The sequence below is a fragment of the Grimontia sp. AD028 genome, from assembly GCF_000973155.1.
GTDB classification, from domain to species: Bacteria; Pseudomonadota; Gammaproteobacteria; order Enterobacterales; family Vibrionaceae; genus Enterovibrio; species Enterovibrio indicus.
Map to the genome: position 1 here is coordinate 1 of NZ_LASY01000105.1, position 22,837 is coordinate 22,837.

General features: G+C 47.9%; 19 protein-coding genes. 13 read left to right on the top strand and 6 right to left on the bottom strand.

Annotation, left to right across the window (positions count from 1 at the left end; genetic code table 11):
* Positions 1-66: 66 nt before the first annotated feature.
* Positions 67-708, bottom strand: coding sequence for an HAD family hydrolase (locus tag RN22_RS19865; protein ID WP_082111445.1), 642 nt, complete (start codon positions 706-708; stop codon positions 67-69).
* Positions 698-1,654 carry a 23S rRNA pseudouridine(955/2504/2580) synthase RluC gene (gene rluC, locus RN22_RS19870; RefSeq protein WP_046307065.1) on the bottom strand — a complete coding sequence of 319 codons (957 nt, stop codon included), beginning with the start codon at positions 1,652-1,654 and terminating at the stop codon, positions 698-700. The genes RN22_RS19865 and rluC overlap by 11 nt, the downstream gene beginning before the upstream one ends.
* Positions 1,655-2,176: 522 nt before the next feature.
* Between rluC and rne the strand changes: the two genes are divergently transcribed.
* Both rne and RN22_RS19880 read left to right on the top strand, forming a co-directional pair.
* On the top strand, positions 2,177-5,215 hold the full coding sequence (rne, locus tag RN22_RS19875; protein WP_046307067.1) for a ribonuclease E: 3,039 nt from the start codon (positions 2,177-2,179) through the stop codon (positions 5,213-5,215).
* 304 nt (positions 5,216-5,519) lie between these two features.
* Positions 5,520-7,076 (top strand): SulP family inorganic anion transporter, encoded by a 1,557-nt coding sequence (locus tag RN22_RS19880; protein ID WP_046307069.1) that lies wholly within the window; start codon positions 5,520-5,522, stop codon positions 7,074-7,076.
* Between the two features lie 45 nt (positions 7,077-7,121).
* Here the strand turns inward: RN22_RS19880 and RN22_RS19885 are convergent, their stop codons facing one another.
* The 3 genes from RN22_RS19885 to RN22_RS19895 form a co-directional block, all read right to left on the bottom strand.
* Positions 7,122-7,811: a YafY family protein gene (locus RN22_RS19885; RefSeq protein WP_002540124.1), complete on the bottom strand. Its 690-nt coding sequence runs from the start codon at positions 7,809-7,811 to the stop codon at positions 7,122-7,124.
* Positions 7,812-7,820: 9 nt separating this feature from the next.
* Positions 7,821-8,141 carry an antibiotic biosynthesis monooxygenase gene (locus RN22_RS19890; RefSeq protein WP_002540125.1) on the bottom strand — a complete coding sequence of 107 codons (321 nt, stop codon included), beginning with the start codon at positions 8,139-8,141 and terminating at the stop codon, positions 7,821-7,823.
* Positions 8,142-8,273: 132 nt separating this feature from the next.
* Entirely contained in the window at positions 8,274-8,969 is a 696-nt protein-coding gene (locus RN22_RS19895) for a pirin family protein (RefSeq protein WP_046307071.1), read from the bottom strand.
* Between the two features lie 233 nt (positions 8,970-9,202).
* Between RN22_RS19895 and RN22_RS19900 the strand changes: the two genes are divergently transcribed.
* From RN22_RS19900 to RN22_RS19945, 10 genes are all read left to right on the top strand, one after another.
* Positions 9,203-9,982: a tRNA-(ms[2]io[6]A)-hydroxylase gene (locus RN22_RS19900; protein ID WP_046307073.1), complete on the top strand. Its 780-nt coding sequence runs from the start codon at positions 9,203-9,205 to the stop codon at positions 9,980-9,982.
* A gap of 112 nt (positions 9,983-10,094) precedes the next feature.
* Positions 10,095-10,835 (top strand): sporulation protein, encoded by a 741-nt coding sequence (locus RN22_RS19905; RefSeq protein ID WP_046307075.1) that lies wholly within the window; start codon positions 10,095-10,097, stop codon positions 10,833-10,835.
* A gap of 382 nt (positions 10,836-11,217) precedes the next feature.
* A complete protein-coding gene (locus RN22_RS19910; RefSeq protein WP_046307076.1) occupies positions 11,218-12,945 on the top strand; it encodes a hypothetical protein in 1,728 nt (575 codons plus the stop codon).
* A 362-nt stretch (positions 12,946-13,307) separates the two neighbouring features.
* Entirely contained in the window at positions 13,308-14,390 is a 1,083-nt protein-coding gene (locus tag RN22_RS19915) for a TRAP transporter substrate-binding protein (RefSeq protein ID WP_046307078.1), read from the top strand.
* A 63-nt stretch (positions 14,391-14,453) separates the two neighbouring features.
* Positions 14,454-14,975: a TRAP transporter small permease subunit gene (locus RN22_RS19920; protein ID WP_046307079.1), complete on the top strand. Its 522-nt coding sequence runs from the start codon at positions 14,454-14,456 to the stop codon at positions 14,973-14,975.
* Positions 14,976-14,979: 4 nt separating this feature from the next.
* Positions 14,980-16,272, top strand: coding sequence for a TRAP transporter large permease subunit (locus RN22_RS19925; protein WP_046307082.1), 1,293 nt, complete (start codon positions 14,980-14,982; stop codon positions 16,270-16,272).
* Between the two features lie 77 nt (positions 16,273-16,349).
* Positions 16,350-17,726, top strand: a complete 1,377-nt coding sequence (locus tag RN22_RS19930) for a cache domain-containing protein (protein WP_046307083.1) — start codon at positions 16,350-16,352, stop codon at positions 17,724-17,726.
* Positions 17,719-18,357, top strand: coding sequence for a response regulator transcription factor (locus RN22_RS19935; RefSeq protein WP_046307084.1), 639 nt, complete (start codon positions 17,719-17,721; stop codon positions 18,355-18,357). The genes RN22_RS19930 and RN22_RS19935 overlap by 8 nt, the downstream gene beginning before the upstream one ends.
* 148 nt (positions 18,358-18,505) lie before the next feature.
* Positions 18,506-19,300 carry an enoyl-CoA hydratase gene (locus RN22_RS19940; RefSeq protein ID WP_046307086.1) on the top strand — a complete coding sequence of 265 codons (795 nt, stop codon included), beginning with the start codon at positions 18,506-18,508 and terminating at the stop codon, positions 19,298-19,300.
* Positions 19,301-19,309: 9 nt separating this feature from the next.
* Positions 19,310-20,938 (top strand): acyl-CoA synthetase, encoded by a 1,629-nt coding sequence (locus tag RN22_RS19945; protein WP_046307088.1) that lies wholly within the window; start codon positions 19,310-19,312, stop codon positions 20,936-20,938.
* A 59-nt stretch (positions 20,939-20,997) separates the two neighbouring features.
* Here the strand turns inward: RN22_RS19945 and RN22_RS19950 are convergent, their stop codons facing one another.
* Positions 20,998-21,600 (bottom strand): TetR/AcrR family transcriptional regulator, encoded by a 603-nt coding sequence (locus tag RN22_RS19950; protein WP_052737574.1) that lies wholly within the window; start codon positions 21,598-21,600, stop codon positions 20,998-21,000.
* Between the two features lie 100 nt (positions 21,601-21,700).
* On the opposite strand from RN22_RS19950, the gene RN22_RS19955 reads away from it, so the two are divergent.
* A complete protein-coding gene (locus RN22_RS19955; protein WP_046307091.1) occupies positions 21,701-22,726 on the top strand; it encodes an NAD-dependent epimerase/dehydratase family protein in 1,026 nt (341 codons plus the stop codon).
* Positions 22,727-22,837 lie beyond the last annotated feature (111 nt).

A 22,837-nucleotide genomic window follows, 5' to 3' on the forward strand; every position in this document is an offset into this window, starting at 1 on the left:
CAGGTCGTTTGGGTATATCTGCAAATGGGGCTATCGCCCCACTTTCTTCTTATCTTTCGTCGACGATTAAAGAAGTGCTTCCAGAGAATCTACAATCGCGACAGGATGGTAAGCTGCCAGCGTCGTCCTGTCATGGACACCCCATGTAATACCGATAGCATCCACGCCAGCATTTTGCGCTAAATGCATGTCGTGCGTTGTGTCCCCCACCATCACAGCCTCTTTTTCCTCAACACCAAGCTGAGCCAAAAGCTCATTGAGCATCAATGGGTCAGGTTTTGAAGCCGTTTCATCCGCAGTGCGAGTCGCCACAAAAAATGCTGACGTGCCGGTATCCGCAATAGCCTTATCTAAGCCCGGGCGGGATTTGCCTGTCGCAACCGCGAGCAAATGCCCTCTTTGCTTTAGCGTTTCCAAAAACGCAAAAGTAGAAGGATACAGGTCTATCGGCGTATCGTTATCGACACGAAACTGTTGCCCGTAATGGCGTTTCCACTCATCCAGTTTTTCTAAAGGCGCCCCGGGATAGAGAAATTCATACCCTTTGTCTAGGCTCAGGCCAATCATCTGTTTGAGCTCATCACCAGACAACTCTGGCAAACCACCCGTGAGATGGGCAGCAGCTTCCAGACTGGAAACAATACGCGCGACAGAATCCATCACGGTGCCATCCCAATCAAAAATGACCAACTTATAGTTAGCTAACACGTGGCGCTTTCCTTAAACCTTCCAGTGCTCTTTCTAATTGCTTATCCATCGGGGCGGAGATATCCATCAGTTCTTCGGTTCCCGGGTGGGTAAACTTGATATTGGCTGCGTGCAGGAAAAGACGGCTCAAACCAAACTTCTTGGTGTAAGCATCAAACCTTGGATCGCCATAGCGATCGTCCCACGCCAGTGGATGTCCCACATATTGCGCATGTACACGGATTTGGTGAGTACGGCCTGTTATTGGGCTAGCTTGCACCAAAGTCGCTTGCTCGAACTGTTCCATCACTTTAAAGCGGGTTTCAGACGGCTTACCATTCGGGTTTACACGAACAATGCTGTTCACTTCGTTTTTAAGAAGTGGCGCTGTTACCTTCTTCATAGAAGGCTTCCAGTTACCCATGGCTAAAGCAAAGTAGTATTTCTGCACCGTCTTCTCACGGAATTGCGCCTGCAAATGACGCAATGCTGAACGCTTCTTAGCAATCAGCAAGATGCCTGAGGTATCGCGGTCGATACGGTGCACAAGTTCTAGAAAGCGTGCGTCTGGGCGCAATGCGCGCATCGCTTCAATGGCACCGAAGTGCAGACCACTTCCGCCGTGAACCGCAGTGCCTGACGGTTTGTTGAGCACTAACATGTGATCGTCTTCATAAATCACACATTTTTCCAACTCTGCGACACGATTCAGTTTGGTATTGGGTGCCTCAGCCTGCGCTGTCTCTGGGATCTTGATAGGTGGTACGCGAATTACATCACCCGCCTGAAGCTTATATTCAGGTTTTATGCGTTTTTTATTAACTCGCACCTCTCCTTTACGCAGAACGCGATAAATCATACTTTTAGGTACGTTTTTAAGCCTATTTCGGAGAAAGTTATCGATCCGCTGGCCTGCAATGTCATCTGAAATGTCGATGAATTGCACTTTAGGTTTTTCAGTATTCATAGGGCGTAGATTCTACATTGCATCAAAGTAGTTTGCTGCAAAAAAGTGTCCCTGCTATAGTTGCGCCGTAAAGCAGAAAAGTTTGAAGCTTTTTTGCTCGCCACGACTAAAAAGTCGACAAATAGAGTAAATCTTTACCGCTTTATCTCAGACCCCTAACCGCCACTAGCACTATTTCTGAGTAGTATCTTGATCAGCTGGCAGTTAACGGTGTCTTAATCATGCAGCACTCGGCGTAAGACATGAGGAATAAAGCACCCGTTAGTTTGTTGGCACGACGGGATAAATAACCAGTGTCAAAGAGACTGTCGCCATTTGTGGCGAATAGCCGACTGAATAAACCGGAGTGAATATCTTAATTCCGTATCAGTGGGTGGATAAGTAGTGCCCTAGAGCGTCCCTGATTCCCCAGCCGTGAGGCTGCATTAACATCAGACTTGGGACCTGGCAGCATTGCGTTCTTTCTCTCGTATCCGACAACTAATAACAACAAATAATCGAGAACAATTTGATATGAAAAGAATGTTGATTAACGCAACTCAAAAGGAAGAGTTGCGCGTCGCATTGGTTGACGGTCAGCGCTTATACGATCTGGATATCGAAAGCCCTGGCCATGAATCGAAGAAAGCAAACATCTATAAAGGCCGTATTACACGTATTGAGCCAAGTCTTGAAGCAGCATTCGTAGACTATGGTTCTGAGCGTCACGGTTTCCTTCCTCTTAAAGAAATTGCCCGCGAATATTTCCCAGACAATTACAGCTACCAAGGTCGTCCAAACATCAAAGAGGTGTTGAAAGAAGGCCAGGAAGTGATTGTTCAGGTTGATAAAGAAGAACGTGGTAACAAAGGCGCTGCCTTGACCACTTTCATCTCTCTCGCTGGTAGTTACCTTGTTCTGATGCCAAACAACCCTCGTGCTGGCGGTATTTCCCGTCGTATCGAAGGTGAAGAGCGTAGCCAACTGAAAGAAGCGATGTCTGGTCTGAAACTGCCTCAGGGCATGGGTCTGATCGTTCGTACCGCAGGCGTTGGCAAATCTGCTGAAGAGCTGGAATGGGATTTAAACTACCTGCTGAACAACTGGGAACGCATCCAAGGCGCCGCTGATTCTAAACCAGCGCCATTCCTGATCTATCAGGAAAGCGATGTGATTGCGCGTGCATTCCGTGATTACCTGCGTCGTGACATCGGCGAAGTGCTGATCGACAGTGAGAAAGTTTACAATCAGGCTCGTGAACGTATTCAGGCTACCCGTCCTGACTTCCTGAGTCGCGTTAAACGCTACGAAGGTGAAGTTCCACTTTTCAGCCACTACCAAATCGAAAGCCAGATTGAATCTGCCTTCCAGCGCGAAGTGCGTCTGCCTTCCGGTGGTTCGATTGTTATCGACCCTACCGAAGCACTGACTTCTATCGACATCAACTCCGCTCGCGCGACAAAGGGTTCTGATATCGAAGAAACCGCGCTGCAGACAAACCTTGAAGCAGCGGACGAAATTGCACGTCAATTGCGCCTACGTGACCTTGGTGGTCTGGTTGTTATCGACTTCATCGATATGACCCCAGTTCGCCACCAACGTGAAGTAGAAAACCGTTTGCGTGAAGCTGTCCGTATGGACCGTGCACGCGTTCAAATCGGTCGTATTTCACGCTTTGGTCTGCTGGAAATGTCTCGTCAGCGTCTGAGCCCTTCTCTGGCAGAAGCCAGCCACCACATCTGTCCTCGCTGTACAGGTACTGGTGTGATTCGTGATAACGAATCTTTGTCTCTGTCTATCTTGCGTCTGATCGAAGAAGAAGCGCTGAAAGAAAACACCGCCCAAGTAATGGCTGTAGTACCCGTTCCGGTTGCTTCTTACCTGCTCAACGAAAAACGCCGCTCAGTGCAGCACGTTGAGAAGTATCACAACGTCCGCGTTATCGTTGTACCTAACGCCAACATGGAAACCCCACACTTTGAAGTGGTTCGTATCCGCGGTGGTGACGAAGTGACTTCACTGTCTTACCGCCTTCCAGAACAACTGGAAGCAATGCGTGAGACTGAAGGCAAAGACGACGCACCAGCTGAGCGCGTTGTTAAGAAACGCGAAGAGCCAGCATTGCAAAGTTTCGCTGCCCCTGCTTCTCCGGCACCGGTTGCCAAGCCAGCAGCAAAAGCAGCAGTTGAAGCTAAACCTGGTCTGATCTCTCGTCTGGTATCTTTCATCTCTGGCCTGTTCGCAAGTGCGCCAGCTGAAGAAGAGAAGAAAGAAGAACCAAAACGCGAGTCTCGTAACCGTCGTGACCACAAGCGTTCTCAAGATCGCACCCGTCGTGGCTCGCGCAATGGTCAGCGCGACGAAAACAGCAAGAATGGCGAGCGCAATGAACGAAGCGAGCGTGGAGATAAGAAACCACGTCGTGGCAAAGAGCGCGCTGAAAATAACGAACGTTCAAATGAGCGTCCGGAAAAACAAGCTAAGAAGCAAAACCGCAAGCAGACTGACAAGGCAGAAAAAGCTGACCAACGTCAACAGCAAGCGAAAGCGGCTAAGCCAGTAAAAGAAGAGTCTCAAGCTGACAAGCAAGAGAAAGCGGAAAAGACGGAGAAAGTAAAACAGCGCCGTCAACGCCGTAAACTGAACAAGAAAGTCCGTGTTGGTGATACTGAAGAAGTTGAAATCGCCGCAGTAAACCCACTTCACGAAATGGGCAAAGCCGTAGCGGAAGAAGCGAAAGCAGAAGCGACCACTACTGACGCACCTCAGACCGCCGAGACGAACGATAATGGTGAGCAACGTGAAGAGAAGCGTCGTAACCGCCGTTCACCTCGTCACCTGCGTGCAAGTGGGCAACGTCGTCGTCGCAGCAACCGCGAAGACGAATCAGCAAACGCTGAGCAAGGCCTTGACCAACTGGACATGATGGAAACGGCTGTTTCTATCGTTGAAAAGCGCAACAAGGTCGTTCTGAAGTCTGGTGTTGCTTCTCCAGAAATGGCAATGGGTAAAGTATGGCCTTCGAAAGCTGCACTGAAAGCCCCTGTTGTGGCAGAAGCAGTGACAGAAGCACCTGTTACTGACGAAGCTCCAGCACCTAAGACAGTTGCTGTTGGTGGCGTAGCCTTCCCTGAAATGGCAATGGGTAAAGTCATTGTTCGTCGTTCAGCACCCACTGTGCTGGAAGAAAAAGCGAAGTACGAAGGTGCTGACGCCCTAAACGAAGAACTGCCAGTTGCTGTTAATGCACCGGAAGAAGTAGAAGCACCTGCTGCAGAGCCAGTTGTCGAAGCTGTAGCTGAACAGGTAGAAGCGCCAAAAGCTGAAGAAACCAATGTGAAGAGCGTGATGGAATCTAGCGAAATCCCTGCTGTAGAAGCAGAGAAACCCGCTAAACCTGCTATTCGCATAGGTCGTGCAACGTCTCCAATGACAAAAGCACCAGCACCGGAAAGTGCAGAGTCAGCCATTGAAGTGGCGATTGCTGAGTTCCGCAGTGAGCGAGCTGAAACGCGCCAAGCAGGTAGCCAAACGGCAACCAACAGCGCCGCAGCGCCAGCGACCAAGCCTAACTTCCAATAAGAAATCCGGTATAAAAAGAGCCATGCCTAGCATGGCTCTTTTTTTATGTATCTGTACCCAAACAAAAAGCCACCTCTTGGGCTTTTGGAGTCTTATTCATCAAACTGCCATCGCTTTGATGTCTAATCAGTTTGGCTAATTGCAGCACGTCTTTTTTGTTATAACCCGCTGTTCTGCCTAGACGTAACCTGCTTTTAAGTTTCACAAATACGTTACCAAGATTGAACAAAATCACACTTTTAGGTAGTATCGCCGTCTTTGTCGAATTGCCAACAACCCACTTTTAGAGAAGTAACCGAACAAGATGTTTGAATTCCCCAAGTTTCCTAAACACTCGGCCAAGAACGACATTCTGTCGGGTCTGACTGTTGCACTCGCTCTGGTACCAGAAGCCGTTGCGTTTGCTTTCGTTGCAGGCGTTGACCCAATGGTTGGCCTGTATGCTGCGTTCATCATGGGTCTACTGACTTCTATCCTTGGCGGTCGCCCTGGTATGATTTCTGGTGCGACTGGCGCAATGGCTGTGGTCATGGTCAGCCTGGTCGCAGAACACGGTATTCAATATCTTTTTGCGGCAATCATGCTGGCGGGAGCTCTTCAAATTCTGGCGGGTGTATTTAAGCTCGGTAAATTTATCCGTATGGTGCCACACCCGGTAATGATTGGTTTCGTTAACGGTCTGGCTATCGTCATCTTCCTTGCTCAACTTGGTCAATTCCAGGTGCCTGGCCTGAACGGTGAAATGGAATGGCTGCAAGGCGAGCAACTGTATCTGATGCTTGGCTTGGTGGCGATTACCATGGCTATCATCCATTTCCTGCCCAAAATCACCACCGCAGTACCTTCTTCTCTGGTTGCGATTGTGTCTGTGACTGCGGCTGTTGTCCTGCTGGATCTGGAAACCCGCACTGTTGTCGACTTCCTGCGCTCAATGAGTGATGACGAGAACGCAACGCTTGCTGGCTCACTGCCGACTTTCGCTTTCCCAACTGTTCCATTCAATCTGGAAACGCTATACATCATCCTGCCATACTCTTTGATTCTGGCAGCTGTCGGTCTGATTGAATCTCTGTTGACCCTAACCGTCGTTGACGAGATGACCGGCACCCGCGGCCGCGGTAACCGCGAATGTGTAGGCCAGGGTGTCGCGAACGTAACTTGTTCCGTATTCGGTGCGATGGGCGGCTGTGCGATGATTGGTCAGTCGATGATCAACGTTAACTCTGGGGGACGTGGCCGTCTGTCAGGCATCGTCGCCGCACTTGCCCTGCTCTGCTTTATCCTTTTCACCTCTTCGCTGATTGAGATGATCCCACTGGCAGCGCTGGTTGGTGTGATGTTCATGGTGGTTATCGGCACATTTGAATGGGCAACGTTCAAGCTGGCCAGCCGTGTACCAAAACGCGACTTTTTCGTTATCGTGCTGGTGACTGTTGTTACCGTTATGACTGACCTAGCGATTGCGGTTATCGTTGGTGTGATTGTGTCGGCGCTGATGTTCGCATGGGAACACGCGAAACACATCTATGCATCAAGCCACATCAATGAAGAAGGTTCAAAAATCTATGAAGTGAATGGTCCATTGTTCTTTGGCTCAGTGGCTAACTTCCTTGAACTATTTGATGCTCAGAACGACCCGCAAGACGTGATTGTCGATTTCGGTAAATCCCGTGTGGCTGACCACTCAGCCATCGAAGCGATTGAAACGCTGGCTGAGCGATACAGCAAAGCGGGTAAGACGCTTCACCTTCGTCATCTGTCACAAGACTGTTTGGCGCTGCTGACTAAAGCGGGCAGCCTGGTTGAAATTAACCACATCGAAGACCCAAGCTACAAGGTTGCAACCGACGTTCTGGCGTGATGAATTTCAATGAAGAACAAGCGGGCTGAATGGCCCGCTTTTTTATTACCTATTCTCTTCTTCGCAGAGCGATAAATAATGTTGGAAAGACTTTAACTCACCGGCTTCAAAATGCTCTTTGAGGGCTTCCATACGCTCAATACGATCAACGCGAAAGCTTCGATAATCATCCCGTAGCTCACACCATGCCACCAGCGTCCAGACTTTGCCCCAAAATACCTGACCTAGAGGGTGAACAATCCGCTCGGAGTATATTCCTTCGCCAGTTTTATATTTGATGCGGACTTTTTGTTTTTCTGTCGTCGCTGCGCGCAAGCTTTCTCGCCATACGGTGCATTCTGATTCAATGTAAAAGTCAGGCACCGCAAGAGGCAAAGCGTCAATCTGGGCTTTAAGGTGTTCTGGCAGTATGGACTGGATTTTTCTTGAGGCAGATTCAGAAGCAGCCGCCAAACTCTTATCTGACCATGCTCGTACCATTTGCATGCCAAGTTCCAATGCGACAATTTCTTCTTCAGTAAACATTAGCGGTGGAAGGTGAGAACCTTTGCCTAACAGGTAACCAATCCCTGCTTCGCCTTCAATGGGAACACCGGACAATTGCAGGGATTGGATATCACGGTAAATCGTGCGCTCACTGACTTTCAGCTCTTCCGACAACGACTTGGCCGTCACCGCGTAACGTTTACTACGCAGCAGTGTTAAAAGCTCAAACAAGCGCTCCGATTTACTCATTCACTCTTCCTAAGCTGTTTCAGTCATACAAGGACTCATCTTAATTTGCTCGTGGGCCATCACTAGCGTTGAAGCATCAATATAAGACACCATCTTCTGAGCACCTTCATCCTTCATGAAGTTGTCTGACGCTGCCTTAGCATCAGCGAGTGTCGCCCAGTAAACAATGTCTGTCCATTCTTGTGTCTGCTCATTAAGACTCAGCGAACGGTAAAGATAGCCTTCACATCCTTTAATAAAGGGAATAGTGCCTTCTGCTGCCTCAACAAATGCCTTCATATCCGCGCCGTCTTTCAGTTTGAATCTTACGGTTTCTACAATGTTATCCATGGTGTTATCTCCTTTCGTGTGGGGTTGAGAAGAGATTACTGACACCTACTGACAGATCGTGTCAGGAGCGTTTACCAGAAACAAAAAAAGGTCAGCTTTTGGCTGACCTTCTATTTCAAGACCTTAAACACATTACGGCAAATCGAAGACCAAAGCAGTGACGCTTTCTGAGCCGTTATTTTTCAGCAAGAGTTGGGAGTGCCCGCTCACTTTTGCACCGTCGCCACCTGTGAGAGTATCGTCATTCACTGACAACTCACCTGCTACGACATGCAAATACACATTGCTGCCCATTTCCGGGGTGAAAGTTTCCGAACTACCGTTTTCCAAGATTAACTGTAGTAATCGGGCATCTTGTTTAATGTGCAATGTGCCATCGCGGCCATCAGGCGTTGCTATCTCAGTGAAGCCCAATGCTTTACCAAAGTCCTTCTGCTGATAACCTGGTGCTCCACCCTTCTCATTAGGCTGAATCCAAATTTGCAGGAAGCGAAGGTCACTGTCGGAAGAGCCATTATACTCGCTGTGGTAAATCCCCTTCCCTGCAGACATCAATTGAAATTCGCCCGCTGGCAGAGACTGGATATTCCCTTCACTGTCTTTATGCTCAATCACACCGTCCAGAACATAACTTATGATCTCCATATCACGGTGACCGTGAGTATCAAACCCAGCCGATGGTTTCACCACATCATCGTTAATCACACGAAGCGCCGAGAAACCCATTTGCTCTGGGTCATGATAATGACCAAAAGAGAAGGTGTGGCGACTGTCCAGCCAACCAAAGCTTGCACGGCCACGTTTCTCAGATTTACGGATATCAATCATTTCGACCTCCTTTTGCGCTTAACTTATTGCTTTAAAGGTTAAGCAATCCCAATCTTGAATAAAACCAGAGAGATTTGAGTTTGATGTTCAACTTTTTCGAACATCTAAAAGGAACAACAAAGGGCATGGCGTCAGTCAACTCGCCCGAAAGTAGTGCCTCAATGCGAGCATATTCAGGTCGTTTGGGTATATAATTGCCGCCTTCAAAGCACTAAAAAGACCAAAGAAAATCGATGTCGCTAAGCCCAGAATTAGAAAGTTTGCTCGAGCCAGTGCGCGGGTTTCTGCACTGCGAAACGCCACAGGCGTGGATTGATGAAGCCATTAAGCCTGAAAACGAAACCATACTTCTGCGTGATCACGCTAACTGCGAATTAAAAGCCAGCCAAACCGCAATGTGGCTTATCCGCAAGTACGCCATTGACGCGTCCAGCGGCGAGCTACTTTTGGAGTGGGCAAAACCCTATGAAGATTTCGTTTACCGTGGCATGCGTGATGGGATTTTCCACGCTAAAAAGAATGGGCTGAGCGCTCCACTAAAACCCAAGGAAGGTTTCGAACACGGCCCAGATTTAATCGACAAAATGGTTCGACTGATTAAAGAAGAATTCCATCATTTCGAGCAGGTCATCGAAATCATGGAAAAACGCGATATGCCATACAGCCCGCTCAATGCTGGTCGTTATGCCCGCGGTCTCATGTCGATTGTCCGTACCCATGAGCCTGCAACATTGATCGATAAATTGATTATTGGTGCTTATATTGAAGCGCGCTCATGTGAACGTTTTGCCAAAGTTGCGCCTTATTTGGATGAAGAACTGCGCAAGTTTTATATCTCCCTGCTTCGCTCAGAAGCACGCCACTATCAGGATTATCTGAAGCTAGCGGCAGCCATAGCCGGCGGTGATATTTCCGACCGCGTCAAAGCGATTGGTGAGAAAGAAGCCGAACTTATCCAAACACCAGATGATATGTTCCGCTTCCACAGTGGCGTGCCGTCACTCGCAGCATAACTCGACAAAGTCAGGGCCTTCTCCCCTGACTTTTTCTTTATTATGTCTGTGACTTGCACCGACAGCCAATCTTCGGTAAACAGAGAATGACACTGAACAATCAAGGATCACTATGTTCAAGAAACTCAAAGCTTCTTTAGGTATTGGCGCAACAAAAGTCGACACCATTCTCCACAATGAATCTGTCTACCAAGGCGAAACCCTGCGTGGCACAGTTCATATAAAGGGCGGTGATGTAGAACAGGAAATTGACTCCATCACAGTTAAGCTCTGCACTGAAGTCAAAGTTGAGTCTGACTCTGGTGTAGGTTATCAGGTCTTTGTCCTTGGTCACATTCAGGCAAATGACCCTTTCACTATTCAACCTGGTGAAGAAAAAGAAGTCCCGTTCGAACTAAAACTGCATGACGAGACGCCAATTACGGCGGTTAGTGCAAAACTCAATCAGAGCCACGTCTGGGTAGAGACTGTTCTGGACATTGATTTCGCCATTGACCCAACTGACCGAGATTATCTGGAAGTTCGCCCACTGCCTGCAGTACAACGTGTGCTTTCCGCCATTGAACGTGAAGGCTTTAACTTAGTGAAGGCGGATGTAGAAAAAGGACATTTGCGTGGTAACGGTTTCGCCTCTGGTTCTGGCTGTTACCAAGAACTTGAATTCAAAAACAGCAGCATGTTCAACAAGAAGGAAATCGAGCTTTCTTTCATTCTGGATGGTTCAGTGATCCACTGCCTTGCCGAGATTGACCGCTCGTTCGGCCGTGGCGACACCTACCGCTCGTTCACCATTTCCCGTGATGCATCTGAAGGCGAAGTCTCACAAGCGCTGGCACCGATTTTGAGCGTCTAATTTAGTACTGCTGCACAATTGATAGGGCCTTAAAGGCCCTTTTTTCTGACCTTTCGACAAGTCTTCCAGAGCCTCTCTATTTCAATATCACAATCCCGTCTTGTCCGCTTTTTGATAGTTAATACAGATCTTGTTTTATTAAGCATAAATCAACAAGAACTGTAAACATTATTAACACTTCAAATGTTCATTACCCGCATATTTAGCACTAACTAATTAATTTTATTAATCAATCACTAGTGAGCTCAATTAGAAAACACTGAAGCTTAAAAAGCCATAATGTCTCATCTGTGAGTCAATCAATATAAAACCACATTAGTAGTATCAAGATGCAATTGAAACATTTCCTTAACCCAAATGTAACAATCCAAAGAGGAAGCTCATGAAGAAGCGATTAATTGCAGGTTTTATCCTTGCGAGTGTTATATCTATCGGCGCTAAAGCCGAATGTTATGGAAACGTCTATGCCATGAATGCAGGGCGCGGACATGTTGGATTTATGATTGATTTACAGGAGACAAAAAAACTGTCAGGCACCTACAACGGTGATCGGGCAATTAAGAAATCGCGCGCTGAGTTCAGCACCTCAGCCATGGCTTACGACAAAAACACCAACCGTATTTATTATGTGAGTGCGCCGAGACCCGAAGCCTATTATGTTGAGGGATTAGGGCAAGATACGTCGGCGGATGAATTTGCAAGCCTTGATTTCCATGCGTCCAAGCTAAAGCCTAACCAGCTCGCTTATTTCGATTCTCAGACCAATACGCATACTATCGTCGGCAACATTCCCAGCGTTTTTCGGATGGCTTTTGAGCCCGCCACCGGGACTTTGTATGCGTCTGACAACCGAAAACTCTTTACTATTGACCCTTCAACAGCCAGTACCACTGACATCGCAGAGTTTGACAAGCCAACACTCGGTTACTCTGGTTTTTCAAGCTGGGGGGACTTTGTGTTTTATAAAGGCGATTTGCTATTTATTACTAACGGCAGAACCTTCAGCATCAACACCAGTAATGCTGTTGCCAAATTGGAATCTTTCCACTTTGTTGACTTCATCACTGCAGCCACCCTTGATCAGAACGGACAGGTTATAATTGCAGCAAAAAACCAAAACGTAACGGGTAATATCAACAGCACCAAACTGGTTCGGCTGAACCCGGAGACAGGTGAAAAAGTCGTTGTTGGTTTATTCCCAAACCGCATTAGTGCTATGGCAACTAACACTCAGGAAAGTCACGAGTGCTATGACGCGACTATATTTCCAAGTGAGCGCAAAATTGAAGTCTCTGATGTGTCAGATGACACCGTTACTGAAGGACAAGATGCAACCTTCTATGTGTCTCTTAACCAAAAGCTAAAAGCAGACAAGGACGTTGTTCTAGCAATAAAAGATAACACGGCCAAAGTGAATGTGGATTATAGCGCCGATGTAACGATTGGTTATAACGGTACAACCAAAGATGTCACACTCAATAATGAGGGCGTGAGCGTCAATTTTGAACCGGGCGACAATATATTCAGCGTAATTGTCCCCACTATCAACGATGACAACGATGAGCCTGCGAAAACCTTTACTCTTGATGCTTGGATAAAAGAGGATGAATCAGACCTCAAATCAGGCACTGGGACCATCAATGATAATGACGAGCCATCGTTTAACTGTAACAACAGCGATAAACTTTATTCTTACATCCGAGGATCTGACATTGATGCGCCATTTAGCGGCGGTTTAGTCATGGACTGTGAAAAATCAACAGTTCAGAAGTACTACATGACATCGAGAACCAAAGGAAGCATATCCTGGAAGACTGAGTTGGGTGGTTCACAATCGGTCGACGCGATGAGTATCGGTTACATCGGACAATCAGAGATCAAAACACTCACCAATGTAAATGCCTATATGACTGAGTTCTATAAAAATTACTGTCAACATGGTGATACTCTTGGAACAAGATTGTCTAACACTATCTATGTCACTATTACAGCAGACGAAAATGGGTTGCCTTCCTGTACAACAAGGTTAATTGGTACCTACTGTTTGGGTGAAGGCACTAAGTCAAAGACTGTTGATGTTACCCGAAAAGGCTGCAAAACCTCGCCATAATCATGGCTAAACAATTGATTAAAAGGCCTACCGTGTAGGCCTTTCTCTTTTCTTCCCAGACGGATTATTCAGGAAAGGAGTTGGCCAAAACCCACCGCGCTCACAAATAAGCAACAAACCTTCAAATTAAATCCATCACAAGAAATACGTAGTATTCGCTTACTTTCCTGAAGCCACGACCAGCCTTATTCCACCAAGAATTCATAGCCTTAAATAAATAAGATCCGAAAAAATACGTAGGCAACATCTCAGTAGTGATGATGGCGATTCATACGAGTACTTGCGCGGTATTACGAATTCATTGTTATCAAATTGTTATTCATCGTGTCGTTGGAATTTCTATAGCAATAAGGAAATGCGACATGAAACCTCTACATTCCAAAACTGAAAAAGCACTGGCAGCATTTGCATGTATTTGCCTCTCCGCCGTCCTCAGTTTTTCTGCCTTTGCCGCGGAGAAAACCTACCGACTGACATTAGCCGAAACCTGGGGACCTAACTTCCCCATTTTCGGTGATGCCACAAAGAATATGGCTGCCATGGCGGAGAAAATGTCCAATGGACGTCTTAAGATCCGCATCGACTCATCTAATAAGCACAAATCTCCATTCGGTGTCTTCGACATGGTGAAGTCAGGCCAATATGACATGGGACACTCAGCCTCGTATTACTGGAAAGGCAAAGTGCCAAACACGCTGTTCTTCACCACCATGCCATTCGGTATGGTCGCTTCTGAACAGTATGGTTGGTTCTATCATGGAGACGGCATGGCACTGATGGAAGAAGTCTATGCCCCACACAATCTTCTTTCCTTCCCCGGCGGTAATACCGGCGTTCAAATGGGTGGCTGGTTCCAAAAAGAAATCAACTCAGTGGATGACTTGGAAGGCCTTAAGATGCGTATTCCCGGCTTTGCTGGTGAAGTATTGGCTGAGCTAGGTGCGAGCCCGACAAACATCGCCCCCGGTGAGCTTTATACCGCTCTGGAAAGACGCACCATTGATGCGTTGGAATGGGTAGGCCCAGGGCTGGATTTACGTATGGGCTTTCACAAAATTGCTCCTTACTACTACACAGGCTGGCATGAGCCCGCGACTGAGCTGCAATTTCTCGTCAACAAGCGAACCTGGGAACGCCTGCCTGAAGATCTGCAGGAAATCCTTCGCGTAGCCATGCGCACTGCGGCTTACGACATGTATATCCAAAACGCGCATGCCAGCGCAGAAGCGTGGGAAGAAATGACCGCCGAATATCCCGACATTCAGGTTAAACAGTTCCCTGAAGATGTGATTAATGCCTTGCGCTCTGCCAACACCAAATTACTGGCGAACTACGCCGACAAAGATGCGCAAGCGAAAAAGATCCTCGACTCCCAACAGGCCTACCTGGACAAAATACGCCGTTGGACCTCCATTTCTGAGGAAGCTTATCTTCAAGGCCAATAGAAGGCATGAAGTTGTTTTTCGCCGGGATATCCCACCCGGCGCTTTTTTGTTCATGGAGTGAGCATGTATACGCTGTTATTACTTGAGCGATCCATTAATAGAATCGCTGATGTGCTGGGCTGGATAGCCAGTACCCTTTTCCTGCTGCTCGTTATCAACGTGTTTTACAACGTGGTGATGAGGTACGTCTTCAATCAAGTATCGATTGGTTCCCAAGAGCTTGAATGGCATCTGTTTTCCGCTGTGTTTTTACTGGGTATCCCCTATGCCCTGAAAACGGGAGGACATGTCCGTATTGACGTATTTTACGAGCGCTGGCCTCAGAAAATTCAGGCGGTCATCGACTTGCTTGGTTGCCTTATCTTGCTATTACCTTTCAGCTTTCTGATTTTTTATTTCGGTCTCGACTTTACCCGAGAAGCCTACCAATTAGGTGAAGGCAGTGGCGACCCCGGTGGCTTACCGCATCGTTGGGTCATCAAAGGGATGATCCCTGTCTCTTTCCTTTTTCTGTTTTTGATTGGCATATCGAAGTCTTTAAATGCCATTCAACGCTTGATGTCCAACGACCAAATAAAGGAGTAACACCATGATTGGTATTGTAATGTTCGTGGTTGCTCTCTTTGCACTGCTACTTGGCTTTCCTGTCGCCTTCACGTTTGGTGGTATCGCGCTGATATTCGGTATTTGGGCCGAAGGCGTCGAGATGTTTGCCTTCATGCCATTTCGCATTATGAGTGTGATGGAAAACACTGTGTTGATGGCAGTGCCCTTATTTGTATTCATGGGGCTGGTGTTGCAAAAAACCCGATTGGCAGAGCAGTTGTTAGAAGCGATGGCTCGCCTGTTTGGCGGCGTTAGAGGTGGATTGGCCATTTCAACCGTTCTGGTCGGCTGTCTGCTGGCAGCCTCCACTGGCGTTGTAGGTGCCTCTGTCGTGGCAATGGGGCTGATTTCCTTGCCAGTGATGCTGAAGTATCAATATGCAAAGTCACTGGCCTGCGGCACCATTTGCGCGTCAGGTACGCTGGGACAAATCATTCCTCCTTCCATCATCCTGATTTTACTCGGTGATGTACTCGGCATTCCCGTGGGCGATCTGTTTCAAGCTGCTGTATTACCGGGGCTGATATTGGTTGGTGCCTATATCGCTTACATCCTGATTTATGCCTTTCTTAATCCAAAAGCCGCCAGGGCCATGACGCGCCTACCTGATCAGGACAGAACCGCAGAAATCATCGATGCTCTGAAAGCCGTTATACCGCCCCTAGCGCTCATCATTGTGGTGTTGGGTTCCATTTTCGCGGGTATTGCAACCCCTACAGAATCTGCCGTTTTAGGTGGTGTTGGCGCTATCGTGTTGGCATTGGTTTACGGACAGTTTTCAGTCCGCCTGATGTTTGAAAGTGCTGTAGAAACCGTCAAAGTCACTGCGATGGTGTTTGGTATTTTGATTGGCGCGACCGCCTTCTCAATGGCATTTACCTATACAGGTGGCGATTATCTGGTTGAAGAGTGGCTGACAGCATTGCCGGGCGATAAATGGGGCTTTCTGATCCTGACCATGCTCGTTGTGCTGCTGCTGGGCTTTTTTATCGACTTTGTGGAGATCTGCTTCATCATCGTGCCGATATTAGCGCCAGTCGCTCAACTGATTGGTATTGATATGGTTTGGTTCGCCATCCTGATTGCAATGAATTTGCAGTCCTCATTTTTAACGCCGCCGTTTGGTTTCAGTCTCTTTTATCTCAAAGGCGTCGCCCCACCCTCTATTACCACTGGAGATATTTACCGGGGTGTTTTGCCGTTTATCGCCATTCAGGTTGCGGTGCTGCTCAGTATTCTGATCTTCCCGGCTTTCTATGGCCTTGGCGGAAACTAACCTAAGACCATTTTCGGCAAAAACGCGTTAAGCGATTAATATTACAAAAACCTTTGCATTTTAAAGGAGAGAGGGACATGTCACTTAAATTGAAGATCATTTTGATGACAGTGATCCCTCTCGTGGTTATCAGCTACGTCATCGGCTGGATAACCATTAACCAGTCCCAATCCCTCGGTGTAAAAGAAATCTCTACCTTCCGGGACAGTATGCTCACGACCAAAGAGCAAGCACTGGAAGACTACGTTCACCTTGCTATCCAGAGCATCGATTACCTGTACGATGACACGTCAAGAAACGAGTCCGAGCTTAAACATCAGGCCTTGGAAGTACTCCGTCAGCTTCGCTACGGCAACGATGGCTATTTCTTTGTTTATGACGAAGCGGGCTTTAACCTCGCTCACCCCATCATGCCAGAGTTGGAAGGCCAGAATCTTATCAATCTAAAAGATTCTAATGGCAATTTCCTGATCCAGAATCTGCTTGCTTCAGCCAAGGCGGGCGGCGGCTTTCATCAATATTTATGGCATAAACCCTCTACCAATGAAGTCGTCCCAAAGCTGAGCTATGCCATATGGCTACCCAAGTGGAAATGGATGGTAGGTACTGGGCTTTACATTGAAGATATTGGCGAGCAGATCGAAGGGGTCAAACAGGATGTTCAAACCAGCATTAATCATACCTACATTGCCATATTGGTTATTCTGGTTTCCAGTGTGCTCATCATGGTGGTGATTGCGCTAGCAGTTAATTTACACGAGCACCGAATCGCTGATGAAAGGCTACGTGAGTTGGCATTTCGCAATGTGATGCTGCAAGAAGACGAGAAAAAGTACATTTCCCGTGAACTACATGACTGTGTGAACCAGTTACTGGTCTCCGCAAAATGCCATATTGAGTTGCTGTCAAAAGAGCTACGCCAGAACGGAAGTACCACTGCCGGAGAACACCTTCAGAAAGGTGAATCCTCTCTGGTAAAGGCGATTAAAGAGGTACGAAACATTTCGCGTAACCTTCGCCCTTCCGCGTTAGACGATATTGGCCTTAATGCTGCGCTTGAATTGCTAGCATCAGACTTTGCTACTTCACAGAACATTCAAATCGACACCCATTTGGATGATTTTGATGACAAACTGCTTCCGGAAGTCACCACCACCTTGTACCGGGTGGTGCAGGAGTCCTTGGTGAATATTGAAAAGCACAGCCAATGCAGAAACGTCGACATAATCTTGTCAAAGTTGGGGGAAAGATTGCAGTTAATCATTCGCGATGATGGCAAAGGCTTTAACGTTTCCGAAGCGCTCAAAGGTCGGGGGATCGGGTTAAGAAATATGCGGGAGCGCATCGAATTTATCGGTGGTGACTTTGAAATCAGTGCAGAAAAAGAGCGGGGAACGGAAGTGAGTATTCTGTTGGAACTCAGCACCATAATCATGGAGAGAAATCATGGATGACATTCGTGTATTGCTGGTCGATGATCACCGTGCCGTTCTGGAAGGGTTTGTTGCCCGCATCGAAAATGAACCTGGCGTTGCTGTCGCAGGTACAGCGGTAAACGGTGTAGAGGCGCTTGAGAAAGCCAAAGTTTTGAAACCTGACGTGGTATTGATGGACATCAGTATGCCAGTGCTCAACGGTATCGAAACCACCAAACTATTCAGTCAAAACCACCCCGAGACCAAAATACTCATTTTGACCATGCATGATAACCGTGAGTACATTCAGAAAGTGATGGAATCCGGCGCTTCTGGCTACATCCTCAAAGATGTCTCGCTGGAAGAAATGATCAATGCGATTAAAACCGTTAATGACGGCGCCAGTTACTTTTGCCAAAGCTCTAGTAAGGCGCTTTTTGATATGGTCAATGAGTCCCGAAAGCCCGAGAACAAAAAGAACATACTCAGCCAACGCGAAACAACCGTGCTTGCTCTTGTTGCAAAGGGCTTGAGCAGCAAGAAAATCGCCCAGCAATTAGATATCAGTGTGCGCACCGTGGAAACCCATCGCCAGAACATCAAGCATAAGCTGAACGTCTCCTCTACCGCTGAAATGGTCGACTATGCACTAAGGAACAATCTTACTTAGTCACCCAGCTCTCTTTGTTGTCGGCTCTTATCAACGTTATGCGTCTTTCAATATTGAGTTTCCGACAAGTCTTACTTCTAACCTTTCATCGCCTGACGTTGTGTTCTGTACTGACCTTCTAGCTAATAGCCAAGGATAGGAACCACCGATGACAGCGCAGATAGAAAAAGAGCTCAGTAGCAATGGCGTATTACGATTAACCTTGAACAACCCCCAGCGGCGCAACGCTCTCTCTGAGGCCATGATTGGAGAGCTACACCAAGCCATCACTGACGCTTCTATTTCATCCGATGTAAAAGTGGTTGTTCTATCTGGTAATGGCCCCGCATTCAGTGCAGGACATGATCTCAAAGAAATCACTGCAGCCAGAAATAATGACGATAAAGGCCGTGCCTTTTTCACCTCTCTCATGAGCCAATGTGCCGCGATGATGACTGCCATTGTGAACTCCCCTAAACCTGTGATCGCAGAAATCGACGGCATTGCCACCGCTGCGGGTTGTCAGTTGGTGGCCAGTTGTGACCTCGCCTATGCCTCTGACACGTCTCGTTTTGCCACACCGGGCGTGAATATTGGTCTTTTCTGTTCTACCCCGATGGTTGCTCTTTCCAGAAACGTTTCGAGCAAGCATGCCATGGAAATGCTGCTCACCGGGGACATGCTTTCTGCCGCTGATGCAGAGCGAATGGGGCTGATTAATCGCGTCACTGAAAGCGCTTCTTTAAAAGCACTGACACAGGAAGTGGCGGATAAGATCGCAGCCAAATCCTCTCTGACACTGGCTATCGGAAAAGAAGCGTTTTACCACCAGCAGGAAATGAATCTAAAAGAAGCTTATGCCTACGCCAGCGAAGTCATGGTAAGCAATATGCTGACGGAAGACGGTGAAGAAGGGATCAGCGCTTTCGTTGAAAAACGCTCTCCTGTCTGGCGAAATCAGTGAGGTTCAGCGATGTCGAATCTTTATAACATTGGACTGGACCGTAACCCTGCAAACTACCAACCACTGACGCCCCTTGGCTTTCTCGAGCGCACAGCATCAAACTATCCAGACTCGCTTGCCATTATTCATGGTGACATGAAAATCACTTATCAAACTTTCTATAACCGAAGCCGTCAGTTAGCGTCGCAGCTGGCCAATCTCGGCCTTGGTCGGGGTGACACAGTTTCTGCTATGTTAGCCAACACGCCCGCCATGCTGGAATGCCATTATGGCGTGCCTATGGCGGGCTCAGTTTTACATTCCATTAATACCCGCTTAGAAGCTGCCACCATCGCCTATCAACTTGATCATGCAGAGGCCAAAGTGCTGATCGTTGATCAGGGGTTTTTACCCGTTGCAGAGGATGCGCTCGAACTGGCAGAGCGTTCGCCAATCGTCATTGTTTACTGTGACCCCGTATGGATTGAGGAGACTAAAGAAACACCCAACTCAACCTATCAGGACTACGAAACCTTTATCAGTCAGGGCGACAAATCCTTTCGCTGGTTGATGCCAGAAGATGAATGGGATGCCATTTCCATCAACTACACGTCCGGTACAACGGGCAACCCGAAGGGTGTGGTGTGTCATCACCGCGGCGCTTACCTTCTGGCTCTAGGGAATGTGTTCACTGCGGAGATGCCCAAGTATTCGACGTATCTCTGGACACTTCCCATGTTTCACTGCAATGGCTGGTGCTTCCCGTGGACGATGTCAGCTATCTGCGGCATACACGTTTGTCTTAGACAGGTTCGCGCAGAGCCAATCTGGCATGCTCTAACCGAGCAGAAAGTCACTCACCTTTGTGGCGCGCCGATCGTCATGGATATTATTCTGTCTGACCAAACCCAGCCACTCTCTGACAAAGTGGCGTTTTTCACCGCTGCCGCGCCTCCCCCGGAGAGCACACTCGCGAAGATGCAGCAGGCAGGTTTTGAAGTCACTCATCTCTATGGTTTGGCAGAAGTGTATGGCCCTGCTGTCGTGAATGAATGGCATGATGAGTGGGATGACCTGCCGATTCAGGATCAAGCCAAACTCAAAGCACGGCAAGGGGTTCGATATCTACCGCTCGAGGCCTTGGATGTGATGAACCCAGAGACCATGGAGCCCGTCCCTGCAGACGGAAAGACAATTGGTGAAGTCATGTTCCGCGGCAATGTGGTGATGAAGGGATATTTCAAGAACCTGACCGCCACTGAGTCTGCATTTGCAGGGGGATGGTTCCACTCCGGTGACTTAGCGGTGAAATACCCAGATGGCTACATTCAGCTTAAAGACCGCTCCAAAGACATCATTATCTCGGGTGGAGAAAACATCTCATCCATCGAGATTGAAGATGTTCTCTACAAACACCCTGCCGTTGCCGTGGCTGCTGTCGTTGCCTGCCCGCATGAAAAATGGGGAGAAGTGCCCTTTGCATTCGTAGAATGCTGTGAAGGTCAAACTGTTTCCGAGCAAGAGTTAAAAGCTTGGTGCAGCGACCACATGGCAGGCTTCAAAGTCCCCAAGCATTTTGCTTTTACCACCATTCCCAGAACGCCCACGGGGAAAATCCAGAAGTTCCAGTTGCGGGAGCAGGTTAAGCAATCCAAATAGGCTTCATCGCGTGTTTTCTTGTACTGAAAAAGCCGCCAATGCGGCTATTTACCTCTGTCTCACGCTAGTACAGAAAACGCCATCTTCAACACCGCATTCACTTTCTCGACATCTTCTCCACGCGCACGCTGCGCCAAAGCTGCGGTTAATTGTGCATCGATGTAATCTGCCACAAACTGGTTAGACATGGTTTCAGGTATCTCTCCGCCTTCCCTCGCTCTCTGCGCCCAACCCTCGATGAAAGCCATAAATTGGTAATGAATTTCCGCTAACGCATTCTGTGTTTTGTCCCCGAGTTTAGTTTGGGTATCCCGCATTTTGACCATCAGGCACCCATCAGGTAACTCTTTTCGCTCATTGCAGACGAAATCAACCAATTCCGCCAGCACACCGCTTAGCGAAGTTTGGCTTTCTAACGTGGCAATCAAAGGGGAAAAGGTTTGCTCAATATAAGCTGCTAGCGCTGCCTCCATTAATCCGTCTTCATTACCAAACTCCCTGTACAGACCGGGTTTGGACACTTCTGCCAGCTTGCAGATTTCGTTGATGGAAACACCTCGGGTACCTTCTTGCCAGTAGGCCTTCATTGCCACATCCAGAATACGTTCCCGGTTGATGGTCTTGGGTCTTCCCCTCGCCGCTTTGGTTTTTTCTTGGGTCATATTTAAGTACCGCGTGGTATTTTATTATTGACAGTATGTTCTGATTGGCATTAATGTACCACCCAGTATTTTAATAAACAATTCGAAAAGGACATCTACCATGGCGCAAGATACTCGCGGAAAAGTGCTGCTGACCGGCATTTCAGGCTTTATTGGACTCCACTGTGCGAAAGAAGCACTTGCACAAGGCTTTGAAGTTGTTGGCTCTGTTCGAAGTGAAGCGAAAGAAAATGAAGTTCGCGCAACACTTGAAGCAGCGTCGGTAGATACTGCCAACCTGAGTTTTGCTCATTTGGACCTGACCTCTGACAAGGGCTGGGATGAAGCAGCAGCAGGATGCGATTACATCATGCACATCGCCTCTCCTTTCACGATTGCTAACCCTAAAACCGAAGCTGAAATGATCATTCCGGCCGTTCAGGGTTCACTCCGTGCGTTACGTGCGGCCAAAGCCGCAGGCGTCAAGCGCGTTGTTCTGACAAGCTCCATTCTTTCCATGATGGGTACCATGAAGACGGGGACTTTTGGCCCTGAAAATTGGACGGACACCAGCTCGCCTAGCATCAGTACATACACAAAAAGTAAAACGCTGGCAGAGCATGAGGCATGGAAATTTATGGAAAGCCTCCCTCGTGAAGATGCTATGGAACTGGTTGTGGTTAACCCAGGTGGCGTATTCGGTCCACCGCTGGGTAAAAACATCACAGGACAAACCATGGCACTGACCGACCAAATGCTACGTGGCAAACTGCCAATGCTGCCAAACATTGCTTTTCCAATGGTAGATGTTCGTGATCTGGCGGTATTACATGTGAAAGCGCTGACCGAAGCCAGTGCCAAAGGTAAGAGAGTCATTGCAGCAACGTCTGACCCAATCAGCTTTATTCAAATGGCACAGGTCATGAAAGACCAAGGCTACAAAGGACCAAGCACCAGAAAAGCGCCAGATTTTGTGTTGAAGTTCACCGCCTTGTTCGACCGCGAAGCGAAAGGTATGCTGGGAATGCTAAACATGAACCTGAGTGCGGACACTTCAGAAACCAAAGAAGTGTTTGGTTGGACACCACGCCCCGCCGTGGAGTCTATTCAAGACACCGCCAACGCTGTGCATGCACTGCAAAACTAATTCTGCATACAAGTGCTAACACCAAAGAGAAAGGCCGCGATTGCGGCCTTTCTTGTTTATACCAATCACAGTAGGTAGGTGATCAGAAATAGCGCAGGAAAAATGCTCGAG

What these genes read in the sequence shown, in the direction of transcription:
- RN22_RS19895 (WP_046307071.1), bottom strand. Translation starts at nt 8,969, where the DNA reads ATGATTGATATCCGTAAATCTGAGAAACGTGGCCGTGCAAGCTTTGGT.
- RN22_RS19910 (WP_046307076.1), top strand. Translation starts at nt 11,218, where the DNA reads ATGAAGAAGCGATTAATTGCAGGTTTTATCCTTGCGAGTGTTATATCT.
- RN22_RS19885 (WP_002540124.1), bottom strand. Translation starts at nt 7,811, where the DNA reads ATGAGTAAATCGGAGCGCTTGTTTGAGCTTTTAACACTGCTGCGTAGT.
- RN22_RS19945 (WP_046307088.1), top strand. Translation starts at nt 19,310, where the DNA reads ATGTCGAATCTTTATAACATTGGACTGGACCGTAACCCTGCAAACTAC.
- RN22_RS19890 (WP_002540125.1), bottom strand. Translation starts at nt 8,141, where the DNA reads ATGGATAACATTGTAGAAACCGTAAGATTCAAACTGAAAGACGGCGCG.
- RN22_RS19925 (WP_046307082.1), top strand. Translation starts at nt 14,980, where the DNA reads ATGATTGGTATTGTAATGTTCGTGGTTGCTCTCTTTGCACTGCTACTT.
- rne (WP_046307067.1), top strand. Translation starts at nt 2,177, where the DNA reads ATGTTGATTAACGCAACTCAAAAGGAAGAGTTGCGCGTCGCATTGGTT.
- RN22_RS19920 (WP_046307079.1), top strand. Translation starts at nt 14,454, where the DNA reads ATGTATACGCTGTTATTACTTGAGCGATCCATTAATAGAATCGCTGAT.
- rluC (WP_046307065.1), bottom strand. Translation starts at nt 1,654, where the DNA reads ATGAATACTGAAAAACCTAAAGTGCAATTCATCGACATTTCAGATGAC.
- RN22_RS19930 (WP_046307083.1), top strand. Translation starts at nt 16,350, where the DNA reads ATGTCACTTAAATTGAAGATCATTTTGATGACAGTGATCCCTCTCGTG.
- RN22_RS19950 (WP_052737574.1), bottom strand. Translation starts at nt 21,600, where the DNA reads ATGACCCAAGAAAAAACCAAAGCGGCGAGGGGAAGACCCAAGACCATC.
- RN22_RS19880 (WP_046307069.1), top strand. Translation starts at nt 5,520, where the DNA reads ATGTTTGAATTCCCCAAGTTTCCTAAACACTCGGCCAAGAACGACATT.
- RN22_RS19955 (WP_046307091.1), top strand. Translation starts at nt 21,701, where the DNA reads ATGGCGCAAGATACTCGCGGAAAAGTGCTGCTGACCGGCATTTCAGGC.
- RN22_RS19915 (WP_046307078.1), top strand. Translation starts at nt 13,308, where the DNA reads ATGAAACCTCTACATTCCAAAACTGAAAAAGCACTGGCAGCATTTGCA.
- RN22_RS19935 (WP_046307084.1), top strand. Translation starts at nt 17,719, where the DNA reads ATGGATGACATTCGTGTATTGCTGGTCGATGATCACCGTGCCGTTCTG.
- RN22_RS19905 (WP_046307075.1), top strand. Translation starts at nt 10,095, where the DNA reads ATGTTCAAGAAACTCAAAGCTTCTTTAGGTATTGGCGCAACAAAAGTC.
- RN22_RS19900 (WP_046307073.1), top strand. Translation starts at nt 9,203, where the DNA reads ATGTCGCTAAGCCCAGAATTAGAAAGTTTGCTCGAGCCAGTGCGCGGG.
- RN22_RS19940 (WP_046307086.1), top strand. Translation starts at nt 18,506, where the DNA reads ATGACAGCGCAGATAGAAAAAGAGCTCAGTAGCAATGGCGTATTACGA.